We start from the raw sequence: 26026 nt of genomic DNA, 5'->3' as shown, positions 1-26026 counted from the left end.
GTAAGGGGCGGCCGCCTTATCAAATGTACCTTGTCAGAGGGGCGGGCGCATCCGCACCGGCATCTATAGCAGCTAAATTTATTAGTCGATGAAGCCGCGTGCGCCGCCAACCAGCTCAACGTGGCCGGTCTCAACGTCTGCGGTGACCATCTTCGCGATTTCCTGCGCGAACTCGTTGACGGTGTAGAGCTTGCCTGCGGTCTCGCGGCGCTGTTCAATAGCGCCGGGGTGCAGGCGGTTCAGCAGGGTTGCGGTGACGGTGCCTTCAATCATGTCAGCGGACACAACGACCAGGGAGATACCCTTCTCAGAGAGTGCGGGAATCTCGGCGATCAGTGCATCTTCACCGGCACGCTTGGATTCTGCAACGGGCTTGTACTCGTCCATGGTCTCAACTTCGCGGATAAAGTGCGCCTGGTGGCTGGTTACGAACACGATGCGTGCGCCTTCGGGCATCTTCTCTGCAGCCAGGCGTGCCAGGTTCAGCTGTGCGTCACGGTTCAGGCGCATTGCGTAGTCTTCGCCCATACCGGATTCCATACCACCCGACGCGTTGAGGATCAGGTAGTCCAGGGAACCGAAGGTCTCCACGGCAGTGTTAACGAGATTCTGCAGGTCCTCGTTGTTGGTCACGTCAGCTTGCACTGCGATTGCCTTGCCAGCAGCCTCTTCAATAGCCTTGACGACCTTGTTCGCGCGCGGTGCCTTAGAGCGGTAGTTCACCACAATATTCGCGCCCTCAGCGGCGAGAATCTGTGCGGTGTCTGCGCCAACGCCGCGGGAGGAACCGGTAATGATGATGGTCTTGCCGGTCAGCTGTGCCATAGTTTTATGTCCTTAAGTCTAGAAAGGGTGCGCCCACGCCCGGGCGTTTCATGTAGTCCGTACCAGGTGGGGTTAGTGCCCCATGCCCAGGCCGCCATCAACGGGGATGACAGCTCCAGAAATGTAGCTAGCTTCATCGGAGACGAGCCAGCGAATCACGCGAGCGACCTCTTCCGCCTCAGCGAAGCGACCAGCCGGGATGGACGCCAGGTAGTTCTTCTTAGTTTCCTCGGGCAGAACATCAGTCATAGCGGTGTTAATGAAGCCCGGTGCCACCACGTTAGCGGTGATGTTACGGCCGCCCAGCTCACGGGTGATGGAGCGTGCCATACCAACCAGTGCAGCCTTAGATGCGGAATAGTTGACCTGGCCAGGGGAACCGTACAGACCCACCACGGAGGAAACCAGGATGATGCGGCCGCGCTTGAGCTTCAGCATGCCCTTGATGGCGCGCTGAACCACGCGGAAAGAACCGGTGAGGTTGGTGTCGACCACATCGGTAAAGTCGGATTCCTTCATGCGCATCAGCAGCATGTCGCGGGTGATACCTGCGTTGGCAACCAGCACCTCCACGGGGCCGAATTCTGCTTCGATTTCCTTGAATGCTTCGTTAATGCTGTCGGCATCGCGTACATCTGCCTTGACGGCGAAAAATTCTTCGGGGGCTTCACCGCTACGGTAGGTGATGCAGACGTTGTGTCCTGCTGCCTGGAATTCCTTGGCAATTTCGTAGCCGATGCCTCGGTTGCCGCCGGTGACCAGCACGGTCTTGGGAGTGTTCTCGCTCATGAGCTTCCTTGATGAGTCGACCCCTCGCGATCAGAGCCGATGCAGCGGCTCCACGGTTGGGGTGTGGACGGATGGACAGTCGAACCTTATTTTACCGCGTTTTAGCACAAAGGTGCCGCAGGCTACACTCCACTCTTGAACGTTGAACACCCACTCCCCTTCTTTTACATGCCTCATCGGGCGAGTACACTGGCTGAAGCGGAACAGCCCGCACCTCCCTTTCCACTGAATCGCGTGGGCACGGAATACCACCGCATGTTGAAGCGCAAGAGTAAGGATAAGAAAACATGGATCTGCTCGGTTCACTTTCACAGAACGCACAGCCCGAGTACGCCAAGTGCTCTCGCAAGGGCTGCCAGCAGGCGGCAGAATTTCAGCTGCTCTGGAACAACCCGAAGGTGCACACCCCCGAGCGTCGCAAGGTCTGGTTGGCGTGCTCCGAGCATGTGGGCTGGCTGGAGAATTACCTGCGTGAGCGTGAGTTCTGGAAGCAGACTCTTCCGTTTGAAGGGTAGTGTCATCGAAAGGTAGCACTGCTTGAGTAATAACCCTACCTATCGAAAGTAATTTCGATATATGCTATATTTGTTCTAATGAGTTCGGGGGAGCATCCCGGCACCTAGGCAATCACACTCGCTGAGCAATCACACCAAGGAGGCTCCTCCCCATGATGGGCTATTCGCACACTGTCAGTGCCACAGCTGGCTGGCTAGTGCTCGTCGAGACGGGAGTGGTGCAGGTTCCCGATACCCCCACTCTCATTGTGACCACCCTGGCTTGTGCCGGTGCCGGCATGCTGCCGGATATTGACCACCACAACGGCAGTATCGCCAACTCCATTCCGCCCATTTCACGCTGTGTGGCACGCATTGTCGGGGCAGTCAGTGGCGGACACCGCAAGGGAACACACTCTATTTTGGGCCTGGTAGTCTTCTGGGCAATTGCCTATTTCAGCGCCAACCTGAGCTACAACGGAATCCCCTGGGCTTCACTACTTCTTGCTGCATTCTCGGGCGGTCTAGCCTTGCGCGTGCTCGGTGCACCGGGTGGATGGATCGGTGCCGTTGCCCTCGGGTACGCCGCCTATACAACCGATTCGCTGGCACTGCTCCCCTGGGCTATTTCTGTCGGCGCCACCATTCACCTGATGGGCGACCTGCTGACAACCCGCGGCCTACTGCCCCTCTACCCCATCGTTATCAAGCCCCTAGTGGCTTCTCCCCTATGGAAAAAGAGCGGCTACATAGCACTGCCACTCCTGGGTGATGCTGGCAGCGTACGCGAGAAGGCGCTCGTTCTAGCGCTGACCGGGTACGTCGCCTGGTACGCGGCAGCCATGATGGGCTTTACCGAATACCCCCTGCAAATGTTTGGGCTGGGTATTCACGCCGCATAACTAAATTCTCAATGAGGACAGAAAAGCGCCCCGTCACTTCCCTACGGAAGCGGCGGGGCGCTTTTCTAATCCTTATCCCGACCTATCGGGGTGAGAGATTAAGCGTCCTGGATGGGCCAGAAGACGTCAACCTCAACGTTCTCTTCACCGGAGGTGGGGTACTTCTCGAACTCAGTGTTGTGCATTGGCAATTCTCCTTCGTGAGCGGGCGGGAATCTCTTCTCCCCCGCGTTAGCTCACCATCGACAGTGAGCCCTATATGTTCGCATTTGCGTCCTCGCAACCGCGGGAACAGTTACAAGTCTACGCCCCATACATGTTGTGTTTCTACTATTTTTCCCACAATGTATGTAGAGACACATGAAAAATTCAAAAAGCCCACACAGACCCCCTGAAATACCGCCCAGGAGCTTTTCTTTCCCTCAGAATAACCCACAAGGCAACATTATTTCCCGTCAAATAGGCTGCAAGTTTCATATGCCAGAACCCACAAATCACATGCATGGGAACGCAATAACAGCATATACGCTCAGAAAACAATACAAACCCACGGGTCAGGTCATATTTTTCGGCGCTATTCACGAGAAAAATACCGACAATATATCTCCACAACATATTTTCAGAACACAAAAAATACGCCGCGAACGATAAAACAACGCCTAATACACACAAAAAAGGCCCCGGCGCTACACGGCACCGGAGCCTCCCCAGGCTTTTACGCCAGCAAATAGTGCTTTACGCTAGCGAAATCAAATCCTGGTATTCCTTCGACCATAAATCCTCCACCGCATCCGGCAGAAGCAGCACACGCTCAGGATCCAGCGCCTCCACTGCACCCTCATCATGAGAAACCATCACAATGGCGCCCTGGTACGCCTTCAACGCGTTTAGAATCTCCTCACGTGAGGCGGGGTCCAGGTTGTTAGTCGGTTCATCGAGCAGTAGCACGTTCGCACTCGATGCCACCAGGGTCGCCAGGGACAGACGGGTCTTCTCGCCGCCGGAAAGCACACCAGCAGGCTTATCCACGTCATCACCGGAGAACAGGAACGAACCCAGAATCGTACGCACGCGGGTGTCATCCAGATCCGGCGCGGCAGACTTCATGTTCTCAAAGACAGTGCGGTCACCATCAAGAATTTCGTGTTCCTGCGCGAAATAACCCAGCTTCGCGCCGTGACCGTACACAACCTCACCCGTATCTGGCTGGGTTGAGCCAGCCAGCATGCGCAACAGAGTGGTCTTACCGGCACCGTTCAGGCCCAGCACCACCACGCGCGAACCGCGGTCAATCGCCAAATCAACGTCCGTGAAAATCTCCAAAGAGCCGTAGGACTTCGACAGGCCCTGCGCAGAGAGCGGGGTTTTACCACACGGCGCCGGATCCGGGAAGCGAATCGCCGCAACCTTATCGCTCTGACGCTCCTCCTCCAGGCCACGCAGAAGCTTCTCGGCGCGCTTAATCATCTGCTGAGCAGCAACAGCCTTCGTCGCCTTGGCGCGCATCTTATTCGCCTGCTCCATCAGAGCATTCGCCTTCTTCTGTGCATTCGCACGCTCACGCTTGCGGCGGTGCTCATCCTGCTCACGCTGAAGCAAGTAGTTCTTCCAGCCCATGTTGTACTGGTCAATTACGCAGCGGTTCGCGTCCAGATAGAAGACGCGATTGACGACCAGCTCCATCAGGTCAACATCGTGGCTAATAACCAGCAATCCACCAGAGAAGTTCTTCAAGAAGTCACGCAACCACAGAATAGAGTCGGCATCCAGGTGGTTCGTCGGCTCATCCAGCAGCATGGTATCTGCGTTGGAGAAGAGAATACGCGCCAGCTCCACGCGGCGACGCTGACCACCCGACAGTGTAGACAGCGGCTGGGCGAGCACACGCTCCGGCAGGTCCAGGTTGGAGGTGATGACCGCCGCCTCCGACTCCGCCGCATAGCCGCCACCGGCAATGAACTCAGCCTCAAGACGGTCGTAGCGGCGCATACCCTTAGCGCGCAGCGCCGGGTCTTCGCTCGCCATGTCTTCCTGCGCCTGACGCATCTTGCGTGCCACACCGTCCAGGCCACGCGCTGAGAGGATGCGATCACGAGCCAGCTGGCTCATGTCATCCACCTTCGGGTCCTGCGGAAGGTAGCCGATAGTGCCGCTGCGGGTCACCGTACCGTCAGCGGGCAGGGTCAGACCGGCAAGCACCTTAGTCATAGTGGTCTTACCGGCACCGTTACGGCCCACCAAGCCAATCTTGTCGCCCCTATCGATGCGGAAGGTAACCTCTTCCATGAGCAGGCGCGCGCCTGCACGCAATTCGAGGTTCTGTACAGCAATCATGGGTGCCTTTCCGGATGGCGGTCTGGTGTGCGGATTGATAGTGCTCTGTAGGCGGGATTCACCGGGCTAAAAGCGGCGAGCGTGCGGAGCACCTCATCAATTTTAGTGCAGGTGTGCCGAGTGCGCATGTGGGGCACCTTTTGTTTTTGTGGTGTGAGGTGTACTATACATACCGAACACTATTCATAGAGCATTGTTCAAAAACTGGGTTGTAACAAGCAAATCAACCACCGCTACCCTCAACTCTCAACTCTGCAGAAAAATCTGCAGAGCAATATGTACCAAAGGAGTACTACCCCAATGACCGATTCCATACGCGAATCAGCCCAGGCAACCCAGGTACCGCGCAGTAACGTAGCAGCAAAGACCTCTCTCGCCACCGACCTCTCCCTCATCGCAGTATTCGCGGGCTTCATCGCCGCGCTCGCCATCATGCCCGCCGTCAGCTTGGGTGGCGTTGCGGTTCCCTTCACCTTCCAGACCCTCGGCATTTACATCACCGCGCAGGTCCTCGGTGGTAAGCGTGCCACCGCCTCCGTAGCGCTGTACCTGCTGGTTGGTTTTGCTGGCCTGCCCATCTTCGCTAAGGGCGGCGCCGGTTTGGGTTCGCTTGCGTCTCCGAGCGCAGGATACCTACTGGGCTTCCTGCCCTTCGCCGCTATTGCCGGTACCCTCGCCTACCTGTTCACCCGCAACACCCGTTCGGTTGGTGCGACCTTCCTCATGGCTCTGATCGCGAACTTCTGCGGTTTTGTGGTTCTGACCGCCTGCGGTATCGCCGGTATGATGGTGAACGCCCACATGACTTTTGACGCCGCATTCAGCGCGGCAATGGTATTCGTTCCCTGGGATCTGGTGAAGTCCACGATTGCGGTTCTGGTTGGTTTGTCGGTACGCCGCGCCTTCCCGTCCCTGGCTTCTACCCGGCGTTAAAGGCACACAATATGCCGCACGAGAGGATAGCTATGTTTTTTCGCCGCTCCACGCGCCAGCCTGCACCGCAGCAGGTACAGGGCGAGCAGACAGTGAGCACCTCTTCCAGCATGCCCGCCCTTGAGCTTGAATCGGTGAGTGTTTTCACCGAGCTGTCCGAAGGCGGGCATCGCCGTATCCTCAAGGATGTGAGTCTGCGGTTCACGGCGAAGCGTACCGCGGTTCTGGGTCTGAACGGTAGTGGCAAGTCCACCCTACTGGGGCTTTTCAATGGGCTCACCCACCCGGATGAAGGTATTGTGCGCGTGAACAGTGTCGACACCCTGGAGACACCGAGCCGCGGCTCGATGGGTGCTCGCGGTAATTCGCAGGGCGCTTTTGAGGGGGTGGGCATGCTCTTCGCCCAGCCGGAGGCGCAGCTGATTATGCCCACCGTTGTCGAAGATATTGACTTAAGCCTGCGCCGTGCCGCAGCCGTTGAAGGTAGTGCCCTCAGCAGTGAGCAGCGCCGCGAACGGATTCGTGAACTGCTCCGTGAGCGCGGCCTCGAACGTCTGGAGGACCAGAGCGTTTTCACCCTCTCAGGAGGCGAAAAGCAGCTGGTTGCTCTCACCAGTGTGCTGGCGGCACGCCCGCAGATTCTTCTGCTTGACGAGCCGACTACCCTGCTGGATTTGCGCAATCGCGCTCGGCTGCTGAAGCATTTGGAGTCGCTGAATCAGATGCTGGTGCTCAGCACACACGACCTGGATTTGGCGGCGTCCTGCGATGAAGCCGTGATTATTCATGACGGCCGTTTGCTCGCTCAGGGGGATGCGGCGCAGCTGGTGCAACAGTACCGCACCTGGTGTGCCGAGGGGTTCCCCAACGAAGGCGCTACCGAAGATCTGGACTCGGCAGGAGGCGCGCATGGGCGCTAACACGCCGCGCGTGAATCCTCGCCCCGCCTCCCAGGGCTCGGATTTCAACCCCGGTACTATGCTGGTGGGTTTCTACCAGCCGTTGAATACGCCGGTGCATCGGGTGCCGCTGTGGCTCAAGGGCACGCTCTTCTTTGGGTTGTTCCTGCTATTGGCGGTGACCAGCTGGCAGGTGGCGTTGGTGGCGCTGGTGGCGTCCACGCTCTGCGCGTTGTGGGCTGGTGTGCCTGCCTCCCAGCTGTGGCTGGTGGTTCGCATGCTGTCTCTGCTGCTACTGATCATGGTCGCCTATTACGTGTTTACGGGTCAGTACGCCTCCGGCGCGGATGCTATCGCGACCATGCTGACCGCTTTCTACGCTTCCCGTGCCCTGCTGGTGAGCACTCCCCTGCCGGTTCTGATTGACGGTTTTGTGAGGCTCTGTTCACCGCTGCGTTTCGTGGGTCTTTCTCCCGAGCGTCTGGGTCTGCTGATTGCGTTGATGATTCGGTCGATTCCGGCGCTTATGGACCGTTGGGGTGCGTTGCGTAGGGCGGCGGTGGCGCGTAATCTGCCCAAGCGCATGTATTGGCGGCTGCTGATTCCGTGGGTGGTGCAGGCGGTGGATTATGCGACGGCGACCGCGAAGGCGTTGCGAGCGCGGCACGTGGATGAGCTGAAATAGTACAGTGACATAACGCGACAACCTGGGACGAACCCGCGCAGACATCCGAAAAGGGGTGGGGTGAACCGTTTAGTTCACCCCACCCTTTCGCATTTAACTCGGGTTTATTTTCAGATGCTTTTAGGGAGTTTCAACCACCAGGGCTGCGGGGAGTTGCTCCCACCACAGATACCAGTCGTGCTGGCCGTAGAGCGCCTCCACGAGCTTGTCGAAGCCGCGATAGACACGCACCGGCATCGCCGAGGAAACCATCGTGTGCTCGACCGCCAGGATTTCTGCATCGCGGCGGGTGGCGACCGGTACCGGTGTGTAGAACTCTATGAAGTCCGAGGCGATAACAGCCGGGTAGGCGTCATCGCGTTCAAGCCAGTAGAGGGCGATGAGCAGCAACGTTTCGGGGCTGGGGCTGGAGTCCCACCCGCCGAAGGGTAGATAGGCAAACACCCCGGAGGCGTCCCGCAGCGGCAGGTCCATGATGAGCAGTTCCGCGGCGCTGTCAATGTCGGTGGATTTGACCTTCTCATTGATGATGCCGGCGGTCAGTTCGAAAGGATACTCTGCTTTCAGGGGCGTGCTAATATCCTCTTCGTCGAGTTCGCCGTTTTTCATGAGGCGGCAATACGTCTGTCGGTAGGCGTTCTCGTTCAGGCGCCGGAAAGCTTCGTGCGCAGCAACTTCTACACCGAACTGGTCCACGTAATGATGCTGGTCGGTGAGGAGGTCATGTGCGTACCGTTTGATGGTGTCGGCGGTGAGGTCCTGCACGGGGGTTAAGGTACGCAGGGATACGTTATTCTCGATGGTTCCGAGCAGGGTCGGGTCGAGGGCAACCACGATGGGGGTTGTTCCCCGGTTCTTGCCCTCGTGGAGGTGTTCGAGGTATCGCCGGTTAAGTTCGGCTCGTGGGGCGCCGTGGCGGATTCGCTCGTGTGGGTAGGGATACAAGGCGATGAAGCGCTCATAGAGCTCTGCCATGGTTTTCTCCGATGTTTGGTTGCCCCCAGTTTATCGCCTATTTTCGCACAAAAATATGGGTTTTTGGATGTTTCAGCAGGGCGCGGAGGGTACGCGATTTTTTCGTGTGATGAGTGTGTATCGGTGTGTGCTAAACACGCTTAAACTGCCTTTGTGTTGGGCGGTTTGCGCACCTGTTTTCGCCAGAAAAAGTTAGAAATTTTTCGCCACCATATGAGATTTTGGGCGAGTTACACCGGGCGGTGTCAAAGGGTTCGGCGGACACTTTTGTGGAGGTGGCGGGCGCCGCCTGAATGCCTGTTATCAACCGCAGATACACGGCAGAAAGGGCACCAAACCCACAATTTCAGAAGGAAAAACACCCTATTTTCTTCTTCGGCGCGTCATATTTGACGTATTAAGAGCGTCTCGGGCGAGTTCCGCCGCTGCCGCATAGCTGCTGGAGTAAAGTGTTGGTACCAGCTACCACCCGTGCCGCATTGGTACGGAAAACGACGCTGGGACCATCAACTCGCAGGAGTTCAAACCAACGGAGGTTCTCATGTCGAATAACTACTACAAAGAGATGGTTCGCCTGGCAGACAGCATCGCTGATAAGGCGCATGAGGGGCAGACTGACCATAATGGCTGGCCCTATATCTCCCACCCCCGCCGTGTGGCTCTTGGGGCGCGTAAGCTTGTGTGTGAGTTGGCTGCCGCAACTCACCCTGATACCTCTTTGGAGGAGCTGAAGGCTGAAGCGCAGATTGTGGCGCTGCTGCATGACACGGTGGAGGATACCGGCGTTTCTCTCGCTTTCTTGGCGCGTCACTTCTCGACGCGTATTGTGGATGCGATTGATGCCCTGACTCGCCGCCCCGGCGAATCCTACGAGACGTACCTGGGTAGGGTACGTGTGAATGATTTGGCTCGTCTGGTGAAGCTTGCTGATGTTGCGGATAATACTGACCCGCAGCGTATGGCGCTTTTGGATGAGTCGACCCGCGCAAAGCTCACGGATAAGTACAAATACTCCCTGAAACTGCTACAGCTAGACGACTGATATGTAGCAAACCCTATAGAGAAGCCGCCCTGTATGGAATGTGTTCCACACCGGGCGGCTTCTCTGAATCATATGTTGAACTAGCTCAGGTGAGAGACTGCGTAATCAGCTTCTTCCTCAGTGAAACCTTCAAAAGAAGAAGTCAGCTGAGAACGGATTGCCTCAGGAGACATGTTCATCGTCTTCTGGTAGCTCTTTGCTTTTTCCAAAGCATTTGCATTCCAGTCAGCCTTCATATTGTCCACTGCATACTGAGCAGCTTCAGGAGTAAACTGTTCGAATTCGCTGGTGAGCTGGTTGTAGATACCCTGCTTGGACATGTGCATAGTACGTGAGTACGATTCGGCCTTCTTCAATGCCGATTTGTACTCACTCGGTACACTATCGCTCTGCTTTGCATTAGACTCTGCCGCAGAGGAGTCCACGGTAGCAGAATCGCTCGTAGCAGCTGAGTTAGCAGCGGCAGGAGATGAGGGAGCGCTTACCGTGGTGTAGCTCTTAGAGCCGCCGCCCATCATTGAAGCGCAACCACCAAGAAGAAAAATAATGACGAGAGTGATAAACCACCAACGGAGGTAGAAGGGCTTCTTCTTAACGTAGACAGAACCGTCAGCGGCAATAATCTTTTGTGCCATGATTTCCTTTCGGCTTTCTTCAAGCAACCGTTGCATGAAGAAAACCAATATAAAGTGGGTGGATGATTCACAAGGAAATATACTCGACCCCCCCCCATTGTCAAAGTGGCAAAAATTGGCGTTGCTCAGAACAAGCATCCACTGCTCACATATCTGATATCGCATAAAGGTACCCGCCCGGTGCCGAAGGCATATGCCTTCCGCACCGGGCGGGTACCTTATCTGCGAGTCAGGAGCTTAGATGTTGAAGCCCAGCGCGCGCATCATATCGCGGCCGTCCTCAGTAATACGCTCCGGGCCCCACGGCGGCATCCAAACCCAGTTCACACGCCAAGAATCAACCAGGTTATCCAGGTTAGCCTGAACCTGCTCCTCAATAACCTCCTGCAGCGGGCACGCTGCGGTGGTCAGAGTCAGGTCCAGAATGAGGGTTCCATCCTCATCCCAGCGCAGACCGTAGAGCAGACCGAGGTCAACAATATTGACGCCGAGCTCCGGGTCAATGACCTCCTTGAGGGTTTCCTCAATTTCTTCCTGAGGAACACGACCCTGCACAGTCTCAGTCATAGTTCTATCTTTCTGTCAGAATCCGGTAAGGAGAAGAAGCTTACTTCTTACCCACGTAAGCTACGTAGCCCTCTTCTTCCAGGCGGTCAGCCAGCTCGGGGCCGCCCTGGTCAACCATCTTGCCGTCCACGAACACGTGCACGAACTGCGGCTTGATGTAGCGAAGGATGCGGGTGTAGTGGGTAATCAGCATGACGCCCATGTCGTTCTCGTCGTGCGCACGGTTCACGCCCTCAGAAACGATCTTCAGTGCGTCAACGTCCAGACCGGAGTCGGTCTCGTCCAGGATGCCGAACTTGGGCTTGAGCAGCTCCAGCTGAAGGATCTCGTGGCGCTTCTTCTCACCACCGGAGAAGCCCTCGTTCACGTTACGTGCGATGAACGCGGGGTCAATCTCCAGGTTCTTCATGGCTTCCTTAACGTCCTTGGTCCAGGTACGCAGGGAGGGAGCCTTGCCGTCCACAGCGGTCTTAGCGGAACGCAGGAAGTTGGACATGGTCACACCGGGGATCTCAACCGGGTACTGCATAGCCAGGAACAGGCCTGCGCGTGCACGCTCGTCCACGCTCATCTCGGTGATGTCCTCACCGTCGAGCAGGATCTGACCGGAGTCAACCTGGTACTTGGGGTGGCCAGCAATGGTGGAAGCCAGAGTGGACTTACCGGAACCGTTCGGGCCCATGATTGCGTGAATCTCGCCCGAGTTGATGGTCAGGTTAACGCCCTTCAGGATGGGCTTGGTGGTTTCGTCGTCGAGGATAACCGAGACGTGAAGGTCCTTGATTTCAAGAGTAGACATTGATTTCTCCTGGTAAAGCTTAGTTATTGCTGAGGGCGAGCTCTGCCTCAAGGGCCTCGGTGAGCTGCTCTTCAAGTTCGGGAACACGAATCTGCTGAATAATCTCGTTCAGGAAGCCGCGCACGACCAGACGGCGTGCCTCTGCCTCCGGAATACCGCGAGCCTGCAAGTACCACAGGTGCTGCTCATCGAGCTGGCCGGTGGTGGATGCATGGCCGGCGCCCTCAATTAGGCCGGTCTCAATCTCCAGGTTCGGCACGGAATCGGCGCGGGGGCCAACTTCCAGCAGCAGGTTACGGTTCAGCTCGTAGGTGTCGGTGCCTTCTGCATCCTTACCAATCAGAACGTCACCAACCCATACGGAGTGTGCACCCTTGCCCTGCAGCGCGCCCTTGTAGGTCACGCGGGACTTGCAGTTGGGTACGGAGTGGTCCACGAACAGGCGGGACTCAATGTGCTGACCTGCATCTACGAAGTACAGACCATACATTTCAGTCTCAGCACCGGGAGCGGTGAACTTGGTGGAGGGGGTCACGCGCACCAGGTCGCCGCCGAGGGACACCACAACGTGCTTGAAGCGTGCGTTGCGGCCCAGCTTAGCGTAGTGTGCGGAGGCGTGGATTGCGTCGTCAGCCCACTGCTGCACGGAAACAACATTCAGCTCAGCCTCGTCGTTCACCACAAACTCAACATTCTGTGCCAGGACGGTGGAGCCAGTGTGGCGCAGAACCACAACAGCCTTCGAGAAGGGCTTAGCCTCAATCACGATGTGCTGCGCGGCAGGCTCGTTGCCGGTGCCGGTGATGTCGATTTCCACGTGCTCAGCCAGTTCAGTTTCGGCGGGGATGGTCACCACGGTTGCTTCGGTGAAGCTGGACCACGCGTTCGCTGCCACACGGTCCTCAGGGATACCTGCGGAGCCGATGCGTGCATCCTCACGGGAGACGGTCTCAACCTGAACCTGCTCGGGTGCAGTAATCTGCGGTGCCGGTGCGGTGCCGGTCAGCTTCTCCAGGTGCAGGCCACCCAGACGCTTCAGCGGGGTGAAGCGCCAGTCCTCTTCACGACCGGTCAGGGGTGCGAAGTCCTCCACCTTGTAGGAGGTCTTACGCTCTGCACGGGATGCTTCGAGTACCTTCTGGATGTTGTTCGGGTTTGAGCCCTGGTGGTGTTCCTCGGTGGCACGCAGCAGGGTGTCATCGTGGGCGAACTCGGTGGCGAGCTTCTCGCCCTCCTGGTCCATGCCGGGGATGATTGGGGAGTGGTAACCCAGGGTTTCTTCGTTGGTCGGCATTAGCCCACAGATCCTTCCATCTGAAGTTCGATCAGGCGGTTCAGTTCGAGTGCGTACTCCATCGGCAGCTCACGTGCGATGGGCTCAACGAAGCCGCGGACAATCATTGCCATTGCTTCTTCTTCGCTCAGGCCGCGCTGCATCAGGTAGAACAGCTGGTCCTCGGAGACTCGGGAAACGGTCGCCTCGTGACCCATGGTCACATCGTCCTCGCGCACATCCACGTAGGGGTAGGTGTCAGAGCGGGAGATGGTGTCCACCAGCAGTGCGTCACAGACCACGGAAGACTTGGAGTGCTTAGCGCCCTCACGAACCTGAACCAGGCCGCGGTATGCGCTACGGCCGCCGTTACGTGCCACGGACTTGGACACAATGGTCGAGGAGGTATTCGGTGCAATGTGAACCATCTTCGAGCCGGTGTCCTGGTGCTGGCCCTCACCCGCGAATGCGATGGATAGGGTCTCACCCTTAGCGTGCTCGCCGACCATGTAAACAGCCGGGTACTTCTGGGTGACCTTGGAGCCAATGTTGCCGTCCACCCATTCCATGGTGGCGCCCTCGTGCGCAACCGCACGCTTGGTCACCAGGTTGTAGACGTTGTTCGACCAGTTCTGGATGGTGGTGTAGCGAACGCGTGCGTTCTTCTTCAGCACAATCTCAACCACTGCGGAGTGCAGGGAGTCGGACTTGTAAATAGGGGCGGTGCAGCCCTCAATGTAGTGAACATAGGAGCCTTCGTCCGCAATGATCAGGGTGCGTTCGAACTGGCCCATGTTCTCAGTGTTAATGCGGAAGTACGCCTGCAGCGGGATCTCCACGTGAACTCCCGGGGGAACGTACACGAAGGAGCCACCGGACCATACGGCGGTGTTCAGTGCGGAGAACTTGTTGTCGCCAATCGGGATGATGGAGCCGAAGTATTCCTTGAACAGTTCAGGGTATTCGCGCAGACCGGTGTCGGTGTCGACGAAGATCACGCCCTGCTGCTCCAGGTCCTCACGGATCTGGTGGTACACAACCTCAGACTCGTACTGTGCAGCCACACCCGCGACGAGGGAGTTACGCTCCGCCTCGGGAATGCCCAGGCGCTCGTAGGTGGTGCGGATGTCCTCGGGCAGCTCCTCCCAAGAGGTCGCCTGACCCTCGGTCGAGCGCACGAAGTACTTAATGTTGTCGAAGTCGATTTCGGAAAGATCCGCACCCCAGGTGGGCATAGGCTTACGCTCGAAGAACTTCAGCGCCTTCAGACGCATATCCAGCATCCACTGGGGTTCATTCTTCTTTGCAGAGATGTCACGCACGACGTTCTCATCCAGGCCGCGCTTTGCTACCTGGCCTGCTTCGTCGGAGTCTGCCCAACCGTACTCGTAGTTGCCAATGCCCTCGAGTTCGGGGTTCATCTCCAGGATCTCTGAAATGACGGTGTCGTTGGCGTTCTGCCCAACTTTCTCAGTCATTACGGCCTTTCTTCGATGGTTATTACATTTCTCGCCGGCACCTGCCGGTTACAGGTGCGGTAGTTGAGGGGGCTGACGCCGCACTCAACCACAATGCGTGATGCGGTGTGGTTGCGGGTGGGGTTCAGCGTGCGGGTCGCACCCTTGAGGGGTTCATCGGGGTGCGCCGCTGGGTACTGCGTGATCGTTACACGGAAGGTTCCTCTGCGGATTCTTCTGTGTTCTTCTCACTCTCGGCGGTGACGCGGTTCAGGGGCACGTGCGTGGTACACACATGAGCACCCGAAGCCATGGTTGACAGCCTACGGACATCAACGCCGAGCAGGTCAGAAATAATCCCGGTTTCCTGCTCGCAGAACACTTGAAAGTCTCCAGCGAGGTCGCGTACCGGGCAGTGCCCCTGACAGAGCTGAATACTTGCAAGGAAATGCTCGGGAACGGTGCGTCCTGCAGGAGGTGCGGTAACCTGAGCGGTTGCCACAAAGCCGTCCTTGCTCATTGCCTCTGCGAGTGCCTGTGCTCGGGCTGCTACATCGTCACCGGCGGCTTCTACGATGGGGCGGTAGCGGGCTTCCATGTCTGCGGCGCGGGCGGATGCGAAAGCTTCGAGAGCTTCCTGTCCGACCGTGTCGCGGAGCATTTGCAAGGCATTGCGGGCGATGAGGAGGTAATCGTTGCCGAGGCGTTCGTGGCCCTGGGGGGCGATAACGTAGCGGCGGGCGGGTCGTCCAGCTCCGGCGCCGTGCTTTTTGATGGGCGCGACCTCAATCATATTGTTGGATTCGAGGGCATCGAGGTGGCGGCGTACTGCTGCGGGGGTGAGACTGAGGAGCTCACCGAGGGTTGCGGCGGATACGGGGCCGTTGTTGAGGACTTCGCGTAGGACACGGTCCCTGGTGCGTTCTTCTGCCTCGGCTTTGCGTTTGGATGTGCGTGCCGCGGAGGACTTTGTACTGGAAGCACCAGTAGAGCCCGAGGCGGCGGTTCGGGCGCCGTTTCGGGTCTGCGCCTCGTTCATTGAGGCACGCTGAGGGGTCTTATTCACGGAATACACAAATAAAGTATGTCCTAATTAGTTTTTCTTTGGCTAGTTAGGTACCCCTACTTGCTAACTTTTTTACCTTAAGGTGAAGTTTTGAGTCGTACCGAGCGTGCTTTAAACGTGAGTTAGGGCATAAGATGAAGGAACACACACTCTCATTCATCGAAAAAATCGAAAGTGACAGTTTATGGAGACCACCACCGCGGGCCAGCAGGATCACCCGGGGCGTGCATCCGCCGCACCAACAGCACACGCTGAGCACCACACAGAGCCCAGCGCCTCACCCACCGCACGACGACGCACCGTCGCTGAAGAACCGGCGCTGAGCATTAAAGACCTCATCAAAGAGTTCAAACCTTCACGCGCCTTCCGCACCAAATACCCCGAACGGCTCACCGCCAGCGGGCTCTACCGCGCCGTCAACAAGGTCAACCTGCGCGTCTTCCCCGGTGAGGTGGTTGTCCTACTCGGAGCCAACGGTGCCGGTAAAACCACGACTCTCGCTTGCGCGCAGGGTCTACTTAAACCCACCCGCGGTACCGTACGCCTCCTCGGAGAAAACCCACTGCAGGCGGACCCAGAACTGCGCGCTAAGGTCGGCATTATGCTCCAGGACGGCGGCCTGCCCAACGCCATGCACCCCATTCCGTTACTGGAACACATCTCGACCATGTACACCGACCCGTACCCGGTCGAAGAGCTCGCAGAACGCCTTGGTATTGACACATTCAACGGCACCACTATTCGCCGCCTCTCGGGTGGTCAGAAGCAGCGCGTCTCCCTTGCCGCAGCCCTCATCGGCCGCCCGGACGTGCTCTTCCTCGACGAGCCCTCCGCGGGCCTGGATCCGCAATCACGCAACGTCGTCTTCGACATCATTCGTGAACAGCGTGAACTCGGCACCGCCATTGTGCTCACCACGCACCTGATTGACGACGCACAGAAGCTCGCCGACTACGTGTACATCATTGAAAACGGCGCCACGGTTCAGGAGGGTACCGTTTCCGAGCTCATCGCCAGCGACGGCACGAACCGTCTGCAGTACAGTCTGAACGCGCCCACCCTCACCTGTGAGCAGCTACTGCCCGCGCATCTGCGTGCCGGTGTGGAGCTCATCGAGAAGGTGCCCTACACCCTGGCTCGTGACGGCACCCCATCCGTGCCCGGCGAGTATGAGCTGGTCGGTGCGCTACGCCCCGAGCACCTGGCGGCATTCACCGCGGCACTCGCCGAGCACTATCTCATGCCAATTTCTCTCACCATGGAACCGAAGACTCTTGAGGATGTCTTCCTCGACATTTCAGGACGTGATATCCGATGAGCAACACCGCACGCACCGACAACAAACGGACTGCTCAAAACCCGATAGAAGAGAACCGCGCAGAGGGGAATCTAATGGAAGAACACGCCGCGAACCTCCACCCCAAGGTCTCTTCTATTGACGAAGATGAGGAGTACATTCCCCCGCGTGCGAACTACCCGCTCGTGCGCGTGATTGAGCAGGGCCGCTACGAAACCATGGCGATGCTACGCAACGGCGAGCAGCTGATGCTCAACATTATTTTTCCCGTCATGGCGCTCATTGCCCTGCGGTTCACCGGTCTGATTGATGAATACGCGAACTCGGTGGGGGTCTCCCGCATGGATGCGGCGGTCCCCGGCGTTCTGGCGCTCTGCGTGATTTCTACGGCGCTGTCGGGTCAGGGCATTGCTACCGGTTTTGACCGTCGCTACGGCGTGCTGCGGTTCCTGGCGACCACTCCCCTGGGCCGTGACGGCCTGATTATGGGCAAGTGTATTGCGGTGCTGGTGGTCGTGGCGATTCAGTTCACCCTGGTGGCGGCGCTCGGGTACGGTCTTGGGTGGCGCCCAGACGCTATCGCCCTCTCGCGCTCCATCATCACGATGATTATGGGTGCTGGCGCATTTACGGCGCTGGGTCTGCTCATTGCCGGTACGGTGCGTGCGGAGGCGACCCTCGCCATCGTGAATATTGCCTGGGTAATTCTTGCCGGTGCCGGCGGTGTCGTGTTCCCGCTGAACTCCTTCCCTGACTGGTACGCCGGAATTGTGGCCTGGTCACCCTCGGCGGCTCTGGGTGATGCGTTGCGCGGCAACTTCATTCAGCACCAGTGGCTTGCCGACCCTCACTGGGTCATCATCGTGTGGACCGTGGTCATTGGATTTATTGCCTCACGCAAGTTCAAGTGGTCCGACTAGCAGCAGCGTAAATGCAGACAATACAAGAGCAGACAGCGCTTCTTGTCATCACAGGTTAAAAGCAGGTTAAAAAGGTGGGCGCCGGATATGTTCCGATCATATCCGGCGCCCTATACACTGACCTTTCGTCCCTTAGATCGCGTACAATACACACGCTACGGGACGAAATAAAAGCCCTCTTCTCCAGAACCTTTTATCTCACAACCACAGTAAGATAATCGACGGTTTCCACGCGGAAGAGGGGCTTCAATCACCGAGATGTAGACCGACCCAACCACTGTTTCGGTCTACAACTTTGCTACTCAACCTTGACATGAGCTTCACCAATTACACAAAAATGTTACGAAACTGAACAATATTCAGCCACAAGCTCAGAAATGCAGCTCAGATATACACCGCGAACTCCGCACAGACCCCCACAACCTGCACCATAACGGCACATCACCCCCGCTTTACCCTCGCATTACCCCCCCCCCCCGCCATCCCCGTATCATCCTGTGAATGTCTGCATTCACACATCGGATCATCCCGCCTCCTGAACTATCCTGTTAAAACAAAAGGGTCGAAACAAACCTCCCAGCTCACCGCACCTACCGGGGTACCTCCCGGCGCGGGAATAAGCACGCCCGAAGGCACGTTACACCCAACGGACAGCGCGCTAGCACAAGCCTGCTGGCGCATCCACTCACATTGTGAAAGGACACCCACGTGGCAGAGAACTTCCAGTGGACAGAAACCGACCAGCGCGCCGTAGATACCGCACGTATCCTCGCTGCAGACGCCGTAGAAAAGGTCGGATCCGGTCACCCCGGAACCGCAATGAGTCTGGCTCCGGTCGCATACCTACTCTTCCAGAAGATCATGAACCAGGATCCCGCCGACGACCGCTGGGAAGGCCGTGACCGCTTCATCCTCTCCCCCGGCCATACCTCCCTCACCCTGTACACTCAGCTGTTCCTCGGCGGCTACGGCCTGGAAATGAGCGATCTGGAAGCCCTGCGCACCTGGGGTGCTCTCACCCCCGGCCACCCCGAATACAAGCACACCAAGGGTGTAGAAATCACCACCGGCCCGCTCGGCCAGGGCCTGGCATCCGCCGTTGGCTTCGCCTACGCACAGCGCCGTATGCGCGGCATGTTCGACCCCGAAGCAGCACCGGGCACCTCCCCCTTCGATCACCACGTCTACGTCATCGCCTCCGAGGGTGACGTTCAGGAAGGCGTCACCGCCGAGGCGTGCGCGCTCGCAGGTCACCAGGAGCTCGGCAACCTGATTGTCGTCTGGGACCGCAACCACATCTCCATTGAGGAGGACACCGACGTTGCATTCACCGAGGATGTAGCAAAGCGCTACGAGTCCTATGGCTGGGATGTTCAGCGAGTGGACTGGACCCGCACCGGCGACTACGTTGAGGACGTCGCAGAACTGTACGCCGCTATTGAGCGTGCGAAGGCTGTCACCGACAAGCCCTCCTTCATTGAGCTGCGCACCGTCATCGGCTACCCCGCCCCCACTAAGCAGAACACCGGCGCAGTACACGGTTCCAAGCTCGGCGCCGATGAGGTTGCTGCCACTAAGGAACTGCTCGGCTTTGACCCCGCCAAGAGCTTCTTCATTGAGGAGAACGTGCTGGCACACACCCGCCAGCTTGTTGAGCGCGGCGCAGCGGCGCACAAGGCATGGGACGAGAAGTTCGAGGCATGGGCCAAGGCAAACCCTGAACGCTCCGAACTGTACAGGCGCCTCGTTGCAGGCGAACTGCCCGCAGATTACAAGGGTGCTTTCCCCGTGTTCGAGGCTGGCACCTCCGTGGCAACCCGTGCGGCATCCGGCACTGTCATCAACGCTATTGCTGACACCTTCCCCGAACTATGGGGCGGCTCCGCTGACCTCGCTGGCTCAAACCTGACCACTATCAAGGGTGCAGAGTCCTTCAACCCGGCATCGCGCAGCACCGAAGACTGGACCGGCAACCCCTACGGCCGTGTGCTGCACTTCGGTATTCGTGAGCATGCTGCCGCAGCAATCGTTAACGGTATTGTGCTCTCCTCCCCCACCCGCGCATTCTCGGGCACCTTCTTCGTGTTCTCCGACTACCAGCGCCCGGCTGTTCGCCTCTCCGCACTGATGGGCGTTCCCTCAGTGTACGTGTGGACCCACGATTCCATTGGTGTGGGCGAGGACGGCCCCACCCACCAGCCGATCGAGCACCTCTCCGCCCTGCGCGCTATCCCCGGCTTCGACGTGGTTCGCCCCGCGGACGCTAACGAAACCGCCGTCGCATGGCGCACCATCCTGGAGAAGTCCGATCGCCCCGCAGGTATCGTACTCTCCCGCCAGAACCTGCCCGTCTGGGCTCGCGAAGACGTGCATGCAGACGCTGAGGGCGAAAAGTTCGCTTCCGCTGAGGGCACCGCACGCGGCGGCTACATCATGGCTGATACCGAGGGCACCCCGGACGTCATCCTGATCGCTACCGGTTCTGAGGTTGAGCTGGCCATTCAGGCCCGCGCAACTCTCTCAGAGCAGGGCATCGCCGCTCGCGTGGTTTCCATGCCTTCGCGTGAGTGGTTCGCTGAGCAGGACGCAGAATACCGCGAGTCGGTTCTGCCCTCCTCGGTTGCCGCCCGTGTCTCCGTTGAGGCTGGCCTGGCAATGAGCTGGTACGACCTACTCGGCACCGCCGGCCGCGCCGTATCTATAGAGCACTTCGGTGCCTCCGCCGATGCAAAGACCCTGTACCGCGAATTCGGTATCACCTCGGAAGCTGTCGTGGCTGCCGCTAAGGAATCCATCGAGGCAGCAAAATAAAACTTTGTCCACCACATCCGTCTAAGTATGCACCCTCTTAGGGCACATATATGAGGTGGTTGTGGTGAACGACGGGTAGGCTCCGGCTCATATTACTGAGCCGGAGCCTACCCAACCCCGGCAGTTTTTTACCGTTATCCAAATTTTATTTCTGACAAAGAATCGAAGGTTTTCACATGTCTGAGTCCACTCAAAAGCTTTCCGACGCTGGCGTCTCCATCTGGCTTGACGACCTCTCCCGTGAGCGTCTGACCAGCGGCAACCTCGCCGAACTCATCGAGACCCACAATGTCGTCGGTGTGACCACCAACCCCACCATCTTCGCTGGTGCGCTCGCCAAGGGTGCCGCATACGCTGAACAGATGCGTGAACTTGCCGCAGTCGGCGCAAGCGTTGAAGAGGCAGTCTTCGCCGCGACCTGCGACGACGTACGCGCAGCCTGCGACGTATTCGCACCCGTCTATAAGGCATCCAACGGTTTTGACGGCCGCGTCTCCATCGAGGTTGACCCTCGCCTGGCACGCGACGCCGAAGGCACCGTCAAGATGGCACATGAACTCTACGAGCGTGTGGGCCGCGAAAACGTCATGATCAAGATTCCTGCAACCCAGGAAGGCCTGCGTCCCATCGCTGAGACCCTGGCTGCTGGCATCAGCGTGAACGTGACCCTGATTTTCTCCCTGACCCGCTACCGAGAGGTCATCAACGCCTACATGCTCGGCCTGGAGCAGGCGCTGGAAAACGGTAAGGACCTGTCCACCATCCACTCGGTCGCATCCTTCTTTGTCTCCCGCGTAGACACCGAAATTGATGCGCGCCTCGAAGCTGCCGGCGGCGACGCTGCGCAGCTTAAGGGCAAGGCAGGTCTGGCAAATGCACGCCTCGCCTACGAGGTGTTCGAGGAAATGTTCTCCTCCCAGCGTTGGGCACGCCTGCAGGCACACGGCGCGAACGTACAGCGCCCGCTGTGGGCATCCACCGGTGTGAAGGACCCTTCGCTGCCGGACACCCTGTACGTCACTGGCCTGGTCGCACCCAATACCGTGAACACCATGCCCGAGGCAACCCTGAACGCTGTTGCTGACCACGGTGAAATCACCGGCAACACCATCGTGCCGAATTACTCCGAATCCAACAAGGTTCTGGACGCTATTGGTGCCGCAGGTGTCTCCTACACCGAGGTCGTAGAGAAGCTCGAGATTGAGGGCCTGTCCAAGTTCGACGTTTCCTGGGAAGAAGTGCTGCAGACCGTCCGTAAGGCGCTTGAGCAGGCCAAGTAACCATACCCATTAGCTGCTGACATTCAACAGCTGCTCAACTGTAGCGCGCTACCTACCGCTACGGATACGCACCACCTCACGTATATGTTGGTAAGCACCCAACCCACCCGGATTCTTGCAGAGATTCTCACCGGGCTTCACCGCCCGAAGCGTCCCAGAGAATTTAGGCGGGTTAGGTGCTCCTCATATCGTCCCGTCAAAACCGGTACAATACAGGGTACACACCTTCCAGAATGCGGCATCCCCTCCGTGCGAATAAGGTACGAACCGCGCGCCGCACGAACCAACCAAGGCAATCAAAGGAATATATTGTGACTAACGGTCATGAAGCGAACCCCCTCAGGGATACTCGCGACCGCCGCATTACCCGCATTGCGGGGCCGTCCGCGCTCGTTTTCTTTGGCGTAACCGGTGACCTGGCCCGCAAGAAGCTGCTTCCGGCAGTATACGATCTAATGAACCGCGGTTTGCTCCCCCCGAGCTTCGGCCTCGTCGGCTTCGGCCGCCGTCCCTGGAGCGATGACGACTTCCGCGCCTACGTGCGTGAATCTGTTGAGGCAAACGCCCGTACCCCCTTCCGTGAGGATGTGTGGAACCAGTTCCAGCAGGGCATGCGCTTCGTTGAAGGTGCCTTCGACGACGACGCAGCCTATGAACAGCTCAAGAGCACCCTCGCAGAACTCGATGAGCGTGGTGCCCACGGCAACCACGCATTCTACCTGTCGATTCCCCCAAAGGCATTCGAGCAGGTTCTCACCAAGCTCGCTGAACACGACCTCGCATCCGGCGATAACGACACCATCAACCCCGTCGACGGTTGGCGCCGCGTGGTCATCGAAAAGCCCTTCGGTCACAACCTTGAAAGCGCACGCGAACTGAACTCCATCGTGGAGGCAGTCTTCCCGCCCGACGCAGTGTTCCGCATCGACCACTACCTCGGCAAGGAAACCGTGCAGAACATCCTGGCAATGCGTTTCTCCAACCAGATGTTTGAACCGCTCTGGAACTCTAACTACGTTGACCACGTCCAGATCACCATGGCCGAAGACATCGGCATCGGCTCCCGCGCAGGCTACTACGACGGCGTGGGTGCAGCCCGCGACGTCATCCAGAACCATCTGTTGCAGCTGCTCGCCCTCACCGCTATGGAAGAGCCCCTCAGCCTCGATGCCAAGCACCTGCGCGCCGAAAAAGCTAAGGTCCTCGAAGCACTCCGCATTGACGATCTGTCGAACTCCTTCGCGCTCGGCCAGTATGCTGCAGGCTACCAGGGCGGAGAACACGTCAACGGCTTCTTCGACGAAAATGACATCCCTGCAGACTCCCGCACCGAAACTTTTGCGGCGCTGAAGGTCTCCATCGCAAACCGCCGTTGGGAAGGCACCCCCTTCTACCTGCGCGCCGGTAAGCGCCTGGGCCGCCGCGTCACCGAAATCGCGGTGGTCTTCAAGAAGTCCTCCGACCGTCTCTTCGGCGAAAGCGAAAACCTGCAGGCAGGCCAGAACGCCGTCGTTATTCGTGTGCAGCCCGATGAGGGTATGACCATCCGCTTCGCTGCGAAGGTCCCTGGCACCCAGATGGAAATCCGCGACGTCAACATGGACTTCGGCTACGGCCACTCCTTCACCGAAGAGTCCCCCGAAGCCTACGAACGCCTCATCCTGGACGTTCTACTCGGCGAACCACCGCTGTTCCCCCGCCACGAAGAAGTTGAACTCTCCTGGAAGATTCTCGACCCCTTCGAAGAGTATTGGGAAGAAAACCGCATTAAGCCTGAACCCTACGAGTCCGGTTCGTGGGGTCCGCGTTCAGCGCACGAAATGCTCGAACGCGACAACCGCGCTTGGAGGCGCCCGTGATCTCGCACCTGCACAACACCACCGTTTCTGCCATCAACAAGGAACTGAGCCAGTTGCGCGCCAACAACGGTAGCCTCAGCAGCGGACGAGTACTCACCCTCGTTGTCCTCGCGGAAAAGGGCCATTCCCGCGAAGCAATGCGCGCCGCAATTCGTGCCTCCCACGAACACCCGAGCCGCATTATCGTACACATCTCCCACGACCCGCTCGACCCCGACCAGTTGGATGCAGAAATCCACCTTGGCGGCGACACTGGCGCATCCGAGATGATTGTTCTGCGCGGTTGGGGTAGCGCATCCCGCCCGACTGAAGCACTGATTTCCGGTCTGCTACTGCCTGACTCCCCGATTGTGGTCTGGTGGCCGCACTCAGTTCCGGAGAACCCAGCACAGCACTCCATCGGTCGTATCGCTCAGCGTCGTATCACCGACTCTGCGCGCGCTGAGGATCCGAAGGAAGCTCTCAAGCACCTCGCCGAGGTGTACCGCGCCGGGGATACCGACCTGGCGTGGACCCGCCTCACCCTGTGGCGTACCCAGCTGGCTGCGCTCCTGGAGCAGATGCCTTCCTCCCCCGTACACCGCGTGGTTGTGTGGGGTTCGGACAAGTCCCCCTCCGTGGTTCTGCTCGGTACTTGGCTCGGTTGGAAGCTTGAAGCGCCCGTACACCTCGCGACCATCGGTGCGGCAAACCGCGGCCTGTACCGCGTCAGCATTGAGCGTGAAGACGGTTCCGTGACAATGTTCCGCCCCGGTATTTCCGTGGCGACTATTTCCACCCCGTACGCACCCGATCAGCAGATTGCGTTGCCGGTGCGTACCCTCGCCGAGTGCATCTCTGAGGAGCTGCGCCGCCTCGACCCGGACGACACCTACAGTGACGTGCTGAAGCAGGCGCTGCGCACCGTAACCCTCGTGGACGATACCTGCCAGCCTGAAGACATGCTGGATCTCGAAGAATACCCGGAGGTTTTCGATGCCTAAGATTCAGAACATGGGCGCATCCACCCCTACCCTGGTGACGCACCCGACCCGCGAGGCTCTCGCAGCAGACGCGGTGACCCGGATCCTCGACATCATTGAGCACGTGCTCTCTGAGCGCACCATCGCCCACATTTCGCTGACCGGCGGCACGATGGGTATCGCTACCTTGAAGGCGTGGGCTGAGAACGAGCGTGTGAAGAATATCGACTGGTCCCGCGTGCACTTCTGGTTCTCCGATGAGCGTTACGTGCCCGAGCGCAGCCCCGAACGTAATGACGGTCAGGCTATTGAGGTGCTGCTCGCTCCCCTGCTTTCGCACGGCCTGGTCGTAGACAATGTGCACCGCATGGGTCCGTCCGATATTTTCACCGGCCTTGAGGCTGCCGCCGAGCACTACGCCTTTGAGATGCGCGACTACGCCGGTTCCGCACCGGCTATGAGCGTGCAGATGCCTGAGGGCGCAACCGAACTGCCGCTGGCTGGCGGTCACGGTGGCGGTGCAGGTCACGAGCACGGCGGCTCTGGCAGCTGTGGTTGTGGTGGCGGCGGTTGTGGTTCTTCCGCACCCGAGCAGTCCATCGAAGAGACCACCTTGGAAGACTTCGACGCTGCCGCTGAGGCTTCTGAGCCCGCAGGTGGTTGCGGATGCGGCGGCGGAGGCTGCGGTGGTGGCCAGTGGCCCGCACCGGTCTTTGACATCACCCTGCTGGGCATGGGCCCGGATGGTCATATTGCTTCCCTGTTCCCGGGCCGTAAGCAGGTTCTGCTGGGTACCGGTCTGCCGGAGGATCCGGTTGAGGGCGGTAAGGCTGTGACCGTGATGGTTTCTGATTCGCCGAAGCCGCCGGCTGAGCGTGTGTCGGTGACCCTGCCGATTATCAATAATTCGCGTCACGTGTTCTTCCTCATCACCGGTGAGGATAAGCAGGATGCGACCAGCCGCCTTCTGGCTGGCGCGAAGCTGGACGCTGAGGATCTGAACGCGCAGCTGCTGCTGGAAACCCCGGCGGTGGGTGCGCGCGGTAAGAAGCAGACCCTGATTTTTGCGACAGAGGAGTCGTTGGCTCCTGAGAACCGCCCGTAAGGTTCTGGTTCTGAATTAGTTCTGGTTCGGTTCTGAACTGCACCAAACATAGAAAAGTGGGGGCCCCGCGAGTAAACAAAACCGGGGGGCCCGTTTTGCAAAACCCCCCCAAATTTA

Annotated in this window: 23 protein-coding genes; 13 read left to right on the top strand and 10 right to left on the bottom strand. The window is 58.6% G+C overall.

Features of this window, described 5'->3' with window-relative positions:
• Positions 1–81 precede the first annotated feature (81 nt).
• Positions 82–825, bottom strand: coding sequence for an SDR family oxidoreductase (locus QFX05_RS00115; RefSeq protein WP_279739845.1), 744 nt, complete (start codon positions 823–825; stop codon positions 82–84).
• A 72-nt stretch (positions 826–897) separates the two neighbouring features.
• Positions 898–1614: a beta-ketoacyl-ACP reductase gene (locus tag QFX05_RS00110; RefSeq protein ID WP_279739843.1), complete on the bottom strand. Its 717-nt coding sequence runs from the start codon at positions 1612–1614 to the stop codon at positions 898–900.
• A 287-nt stretch (positions 1615–1901) separates the two neighbouring features.
• Here QFX05_RS00110 and QFX05_RS00105 point away from each other — a divergent pair, with 287 nt between their 5' ends.
• Both QFX05_RS00105 and QFX05_RS00100 read left to right on the top strand, forming a co-directional pair.
• Positions 1902–2129 carry an acetone carboxylase gene (locus tag QFX05_RS00105; RefSeq protein ID WP_279739841.1) on the top strand — a complete coding sequence of 76 codons (228 nt, stop codon included), beginning with the start codon at positions 1902–1904 and terminating at the stop codon, positions 2127–2129.
• Between the two features lie 152 nt (positions 2130–2281).
• Complete coding sequence (locus QFX05_RS00100; RefSeq protein WP_279739838.1) at positions 2282–3010, top strand: metal-dependent hydrolase; 729 nt, start codon at positions 2282–2284, stop codon at positions 3008–3010.
• Positions 3011–3745: 735 nt separating this feature from the next.
• Here QFX05_RS00100 and QFX05_RS00095 read toward each other — a convergent pair.
• A complete protein-coding gene (locus tag QFX05_RS00095; protein WP_279739836.1) occupies positions 3746–5344 on the bottom strand; it encodes an ABC-F family ATP-binding cassette domain-containing protein in 1599 nt (532 codons plus the stop codon).
• Positions 5345–5644: 300 nt separating this feature from the next.
• Here QFX05_RS00095 and QFX05_RS00090 point away from each other — a divergent pair, with 300 nt between their 5' ends.
• The 3 genes from QFX05_RS00090 to QFX05_RS00080 are packed head-to-tail and all read left to right on the top strand — an operon-like array spanning position 5645 to position 7861.
• Positions 5645–6277, top strand: coding sequence for a biotin transporter BioY (locus QFX05_RS00090; RefSeq protein ID WP_279739835.1), 633 nt, complete (start codon positions 5645–5647; stop codon positions 6275–6277).
• 32 nt (positions 6278–6309) lie between these two features.
• A complete protein-coding gene (locus tag QFX05_RS00085; RefSeq protein WP_279739833.1) occupies positions 6310–7197 on the top strand; it encodes an energy-coupling factor ABC transporter ATP-binding protein in 888 nt (295 codons plus the stop codon).
• Positions 7187–7861, top strand: a complete 675-nt coding sequence (locus QFX05_RS00080; RefSeq protein WP_279739830.1) for an energy-coupling factor transporter transmembrane protein EcfT — start codon at positions 7187–7189, stop codon at positions 7859–7861. The genes QFX05_RS00085 and QFX05_RS00080 overlap by 11 nt, the downstream gene beginning before the upstream one ends.
• Positions 7862–7981: 120 nt before the next feature.
• Here QFX05_RS00080 and QFX05_RS00075 read toward each other — a convergent pair whose 3' ends face one another.
• Positions 7982–8806: a DUF4253 domain-containing protein gene (locus tag QFX05_RS00075; protein WP_279739829.1), complete on the bottom strand. Its 825-nt coding sequence runs from the start codon at positions 8804–8806 to the stop codon at positions 7982–7984.
• Positions 8807–9377: 571 nt separating this feature from the next.
• Between QFX05_RS00075 and QFX05_RS00070 the strand changes: the two genes are divergently transcribed.
• On the top strand, positions 9378–9878 hold the full coding sequence (locus QFX05_RS00070) for an HD domain-containing protein (RefSeq protein ID WP_279739827.1): 501 nt from the start codon (positions 9378–9380) through the stop codon (positions 9876–9878).
• 80 nt (positions 9879–9958) lie between these two features.
• Here QFX05_RS00070 and QFX05_RS00065 read toward each other — a convergent pair whose 3' ends face one another.
• The 6 genes from QFX05_RS00065 to QFX05_RS00040 form a co-directional block, all read right to left on the bottom strand.
• The gene (locus tag QFX05_RS00065; RefSeq protein WP_279739826.1) at positions 9959–10513 is read right to left on the bottom strand and encodes an Ltp family lipoprotein; all 555 of its coding nucleotides are present in this window, start codon (positions 10511–10513) and stop codon (positions 9959–9961) included.
• 237 nt (positions 10514–10750) lie between these two features.
• Positions 10751–11080, bottom strand: coding sequence for a metal-sulfur cluster assembly factor (locus QFX05_RS00060; protein ID WP_279739823.1), 330 nt, complete (start codon positions 11078–11080; stop codon positions 10751–10753).
• Between the two features lie 40 nt (positions 11081–11120).
• Complete coding sequence (sufC, locus tag QFX05_RS00055; protein ID WP_005506105.1) at positions 11121–11879, bottom strand: Fe-S cluster assembly ATPase SufC; 759 nt, start codon at positions 11877–11879, stop codon at positions 11121–11123.
• A 19-nt stretch (positions 11880–11898) separates the two neighbouring features.
• The gene (gene sufD / locus QFX05_RS00050; RefSeq protein WP_279739816.1) at positions 11899–13173 is read right to left on the bottom strand and encodes a Fe-S cluster assembly protein SufD; all 1275 of its coding nucleotides are present in this window, start codon (positions 13171–13173) and stop codon (positions 11899–11901) included.
• Positions 13173–14630: a Fe-S cluster assembly protein SufB gene (gene sufB / locus QFX05_RS00045; protein WP_049337647.1), complete on the bottom strand. Its 1458-nt coding sequence runs from the start codon at positions 14628–14630 to the stop codon at positions 13173–13175. The genes sufD and sufB overlap by 1 nt, the downstream gene beginning before the upstream one ends.
• A gap of 187 nt (positions 14631–14817) precedes the next feature.
• Positions 14818–15684: a helix-turn-helix transcriptional regulator gene (locus tag QFX05_RS00040; protein ID WP_279739812.1), complete on the bottom strand. Its 867-nt coding sequence runs from the start codon at positions 15682–15684 to the stop codon at positions 14818–14820.
• A gap of 175 nt (positions 15685–15859) precedes the next feature.
• Here QFX05_RS00040 and QFX05_RS00035 point away from each other — a divergent pair, with 175 nt between their 5' ends.
• The 7 genes from QFX05_RS00035 (at position 15860) to QFX05_RS00005 (ending at position 25909) form a co-directional block, all read left to right on the top strand.
• A complete protein-coding gene (locus QFX05_RS00035; RefSeq protein ID WP_279739809.1) occupies positions 15860–16993 on the top strand; it encodes an ABC transporter ATP-binding protein in 1134 nt (377 codons plus the stop codon).
• Complete coding sequence (locus tag QFX05_RS00030) at positions 16990–17892, top strand: ABC transporter permease (protein ID WP_279739806.1); 903 nt, start codon at positions 16990–16992, stop codon at positions 17890–17892. Before QFX05_RS00035 ends, QFX05_RS00030 begins: the two co-directional genes overlap by 4 nt.
• A 708-nt stretch (positions 17893–18600) precedes the next feature.
• Positions 18601–20703 carry a transketolase gene (gene tkt, locus QFX05_RS00025; RefSeq protein WP_279739805.1) on the top strand — a complete coding sequence of 701 codons (2103 nt, stop codon included), beginning with the start codon at positions 18601–18603 and terminating at the stop codon, positions 20701–20703.
• A 176-nt stretch (positions 20704–20879) separates the two neighbouring features.
• Complete coding sequence (gene tal / locus QFX05_RS00020; RefSeq protein WP_279739803.1) at positions 20880–21983, top strand: transaldolase; 1104 nt, start codon at positions 20880–20882, stop codon at positions 21981–21983.
• Between the two features lie 311 nt (positions 21984–22294).
• Entirely contained in the window at positions 22295–23842 is a 1548-nt protein-coding gene (gene zwf / locus QFX05_RS00015; protein WP_279739801.1) for a glucose-6-phosphate dehydrogenase, read from the top strand.
• Positions 23839–24825, top strand: coding sequence for a glucose-6-phosphate dehydrogenase assembly protein OpcA (locus QFX05_RS00010; protein ID WP_279739799.1), 987 nt, complete (start codon positions 23839–23841; stop codon positions 24823–24825). Before zwf ends, QFX05_RS00010 begins: the two co-directional genes overlap by 4 nt.
• Positions 24818–25909 carry a 6-phosphogluconolactonase gene (locus tag QFX05_RS00005; RefSeq protein ID WP_279739797.1) on the top strand — a complete coding sequence of 364 codons (1092 nt, stop codon included), beginning with the start codon at positions 24818–24820 and terminating at the stop codon, positions 25907–25909. The genes QFX05_RS00010 and QFX05_RS00005 overlap by 8 nt, the downstream gene beginning before the upstream one ends.
• The last annotated feature ends 117 nt before the right edge of the window (positions 25910–26026 follow it).

The organism is Rothia similimucilaginosa, from assembly GCF_029850875.1.
GTDB lineage: Bacteria > Actinomycetota > Actinomycetes > Actinomycetales > Micrococcaceae > Rothia.
The sequence above is the reverse complement of the archived record's forward strand: the minus strand, read 5'-3'. Positions and strand labels throughout refer to the sequence as shown.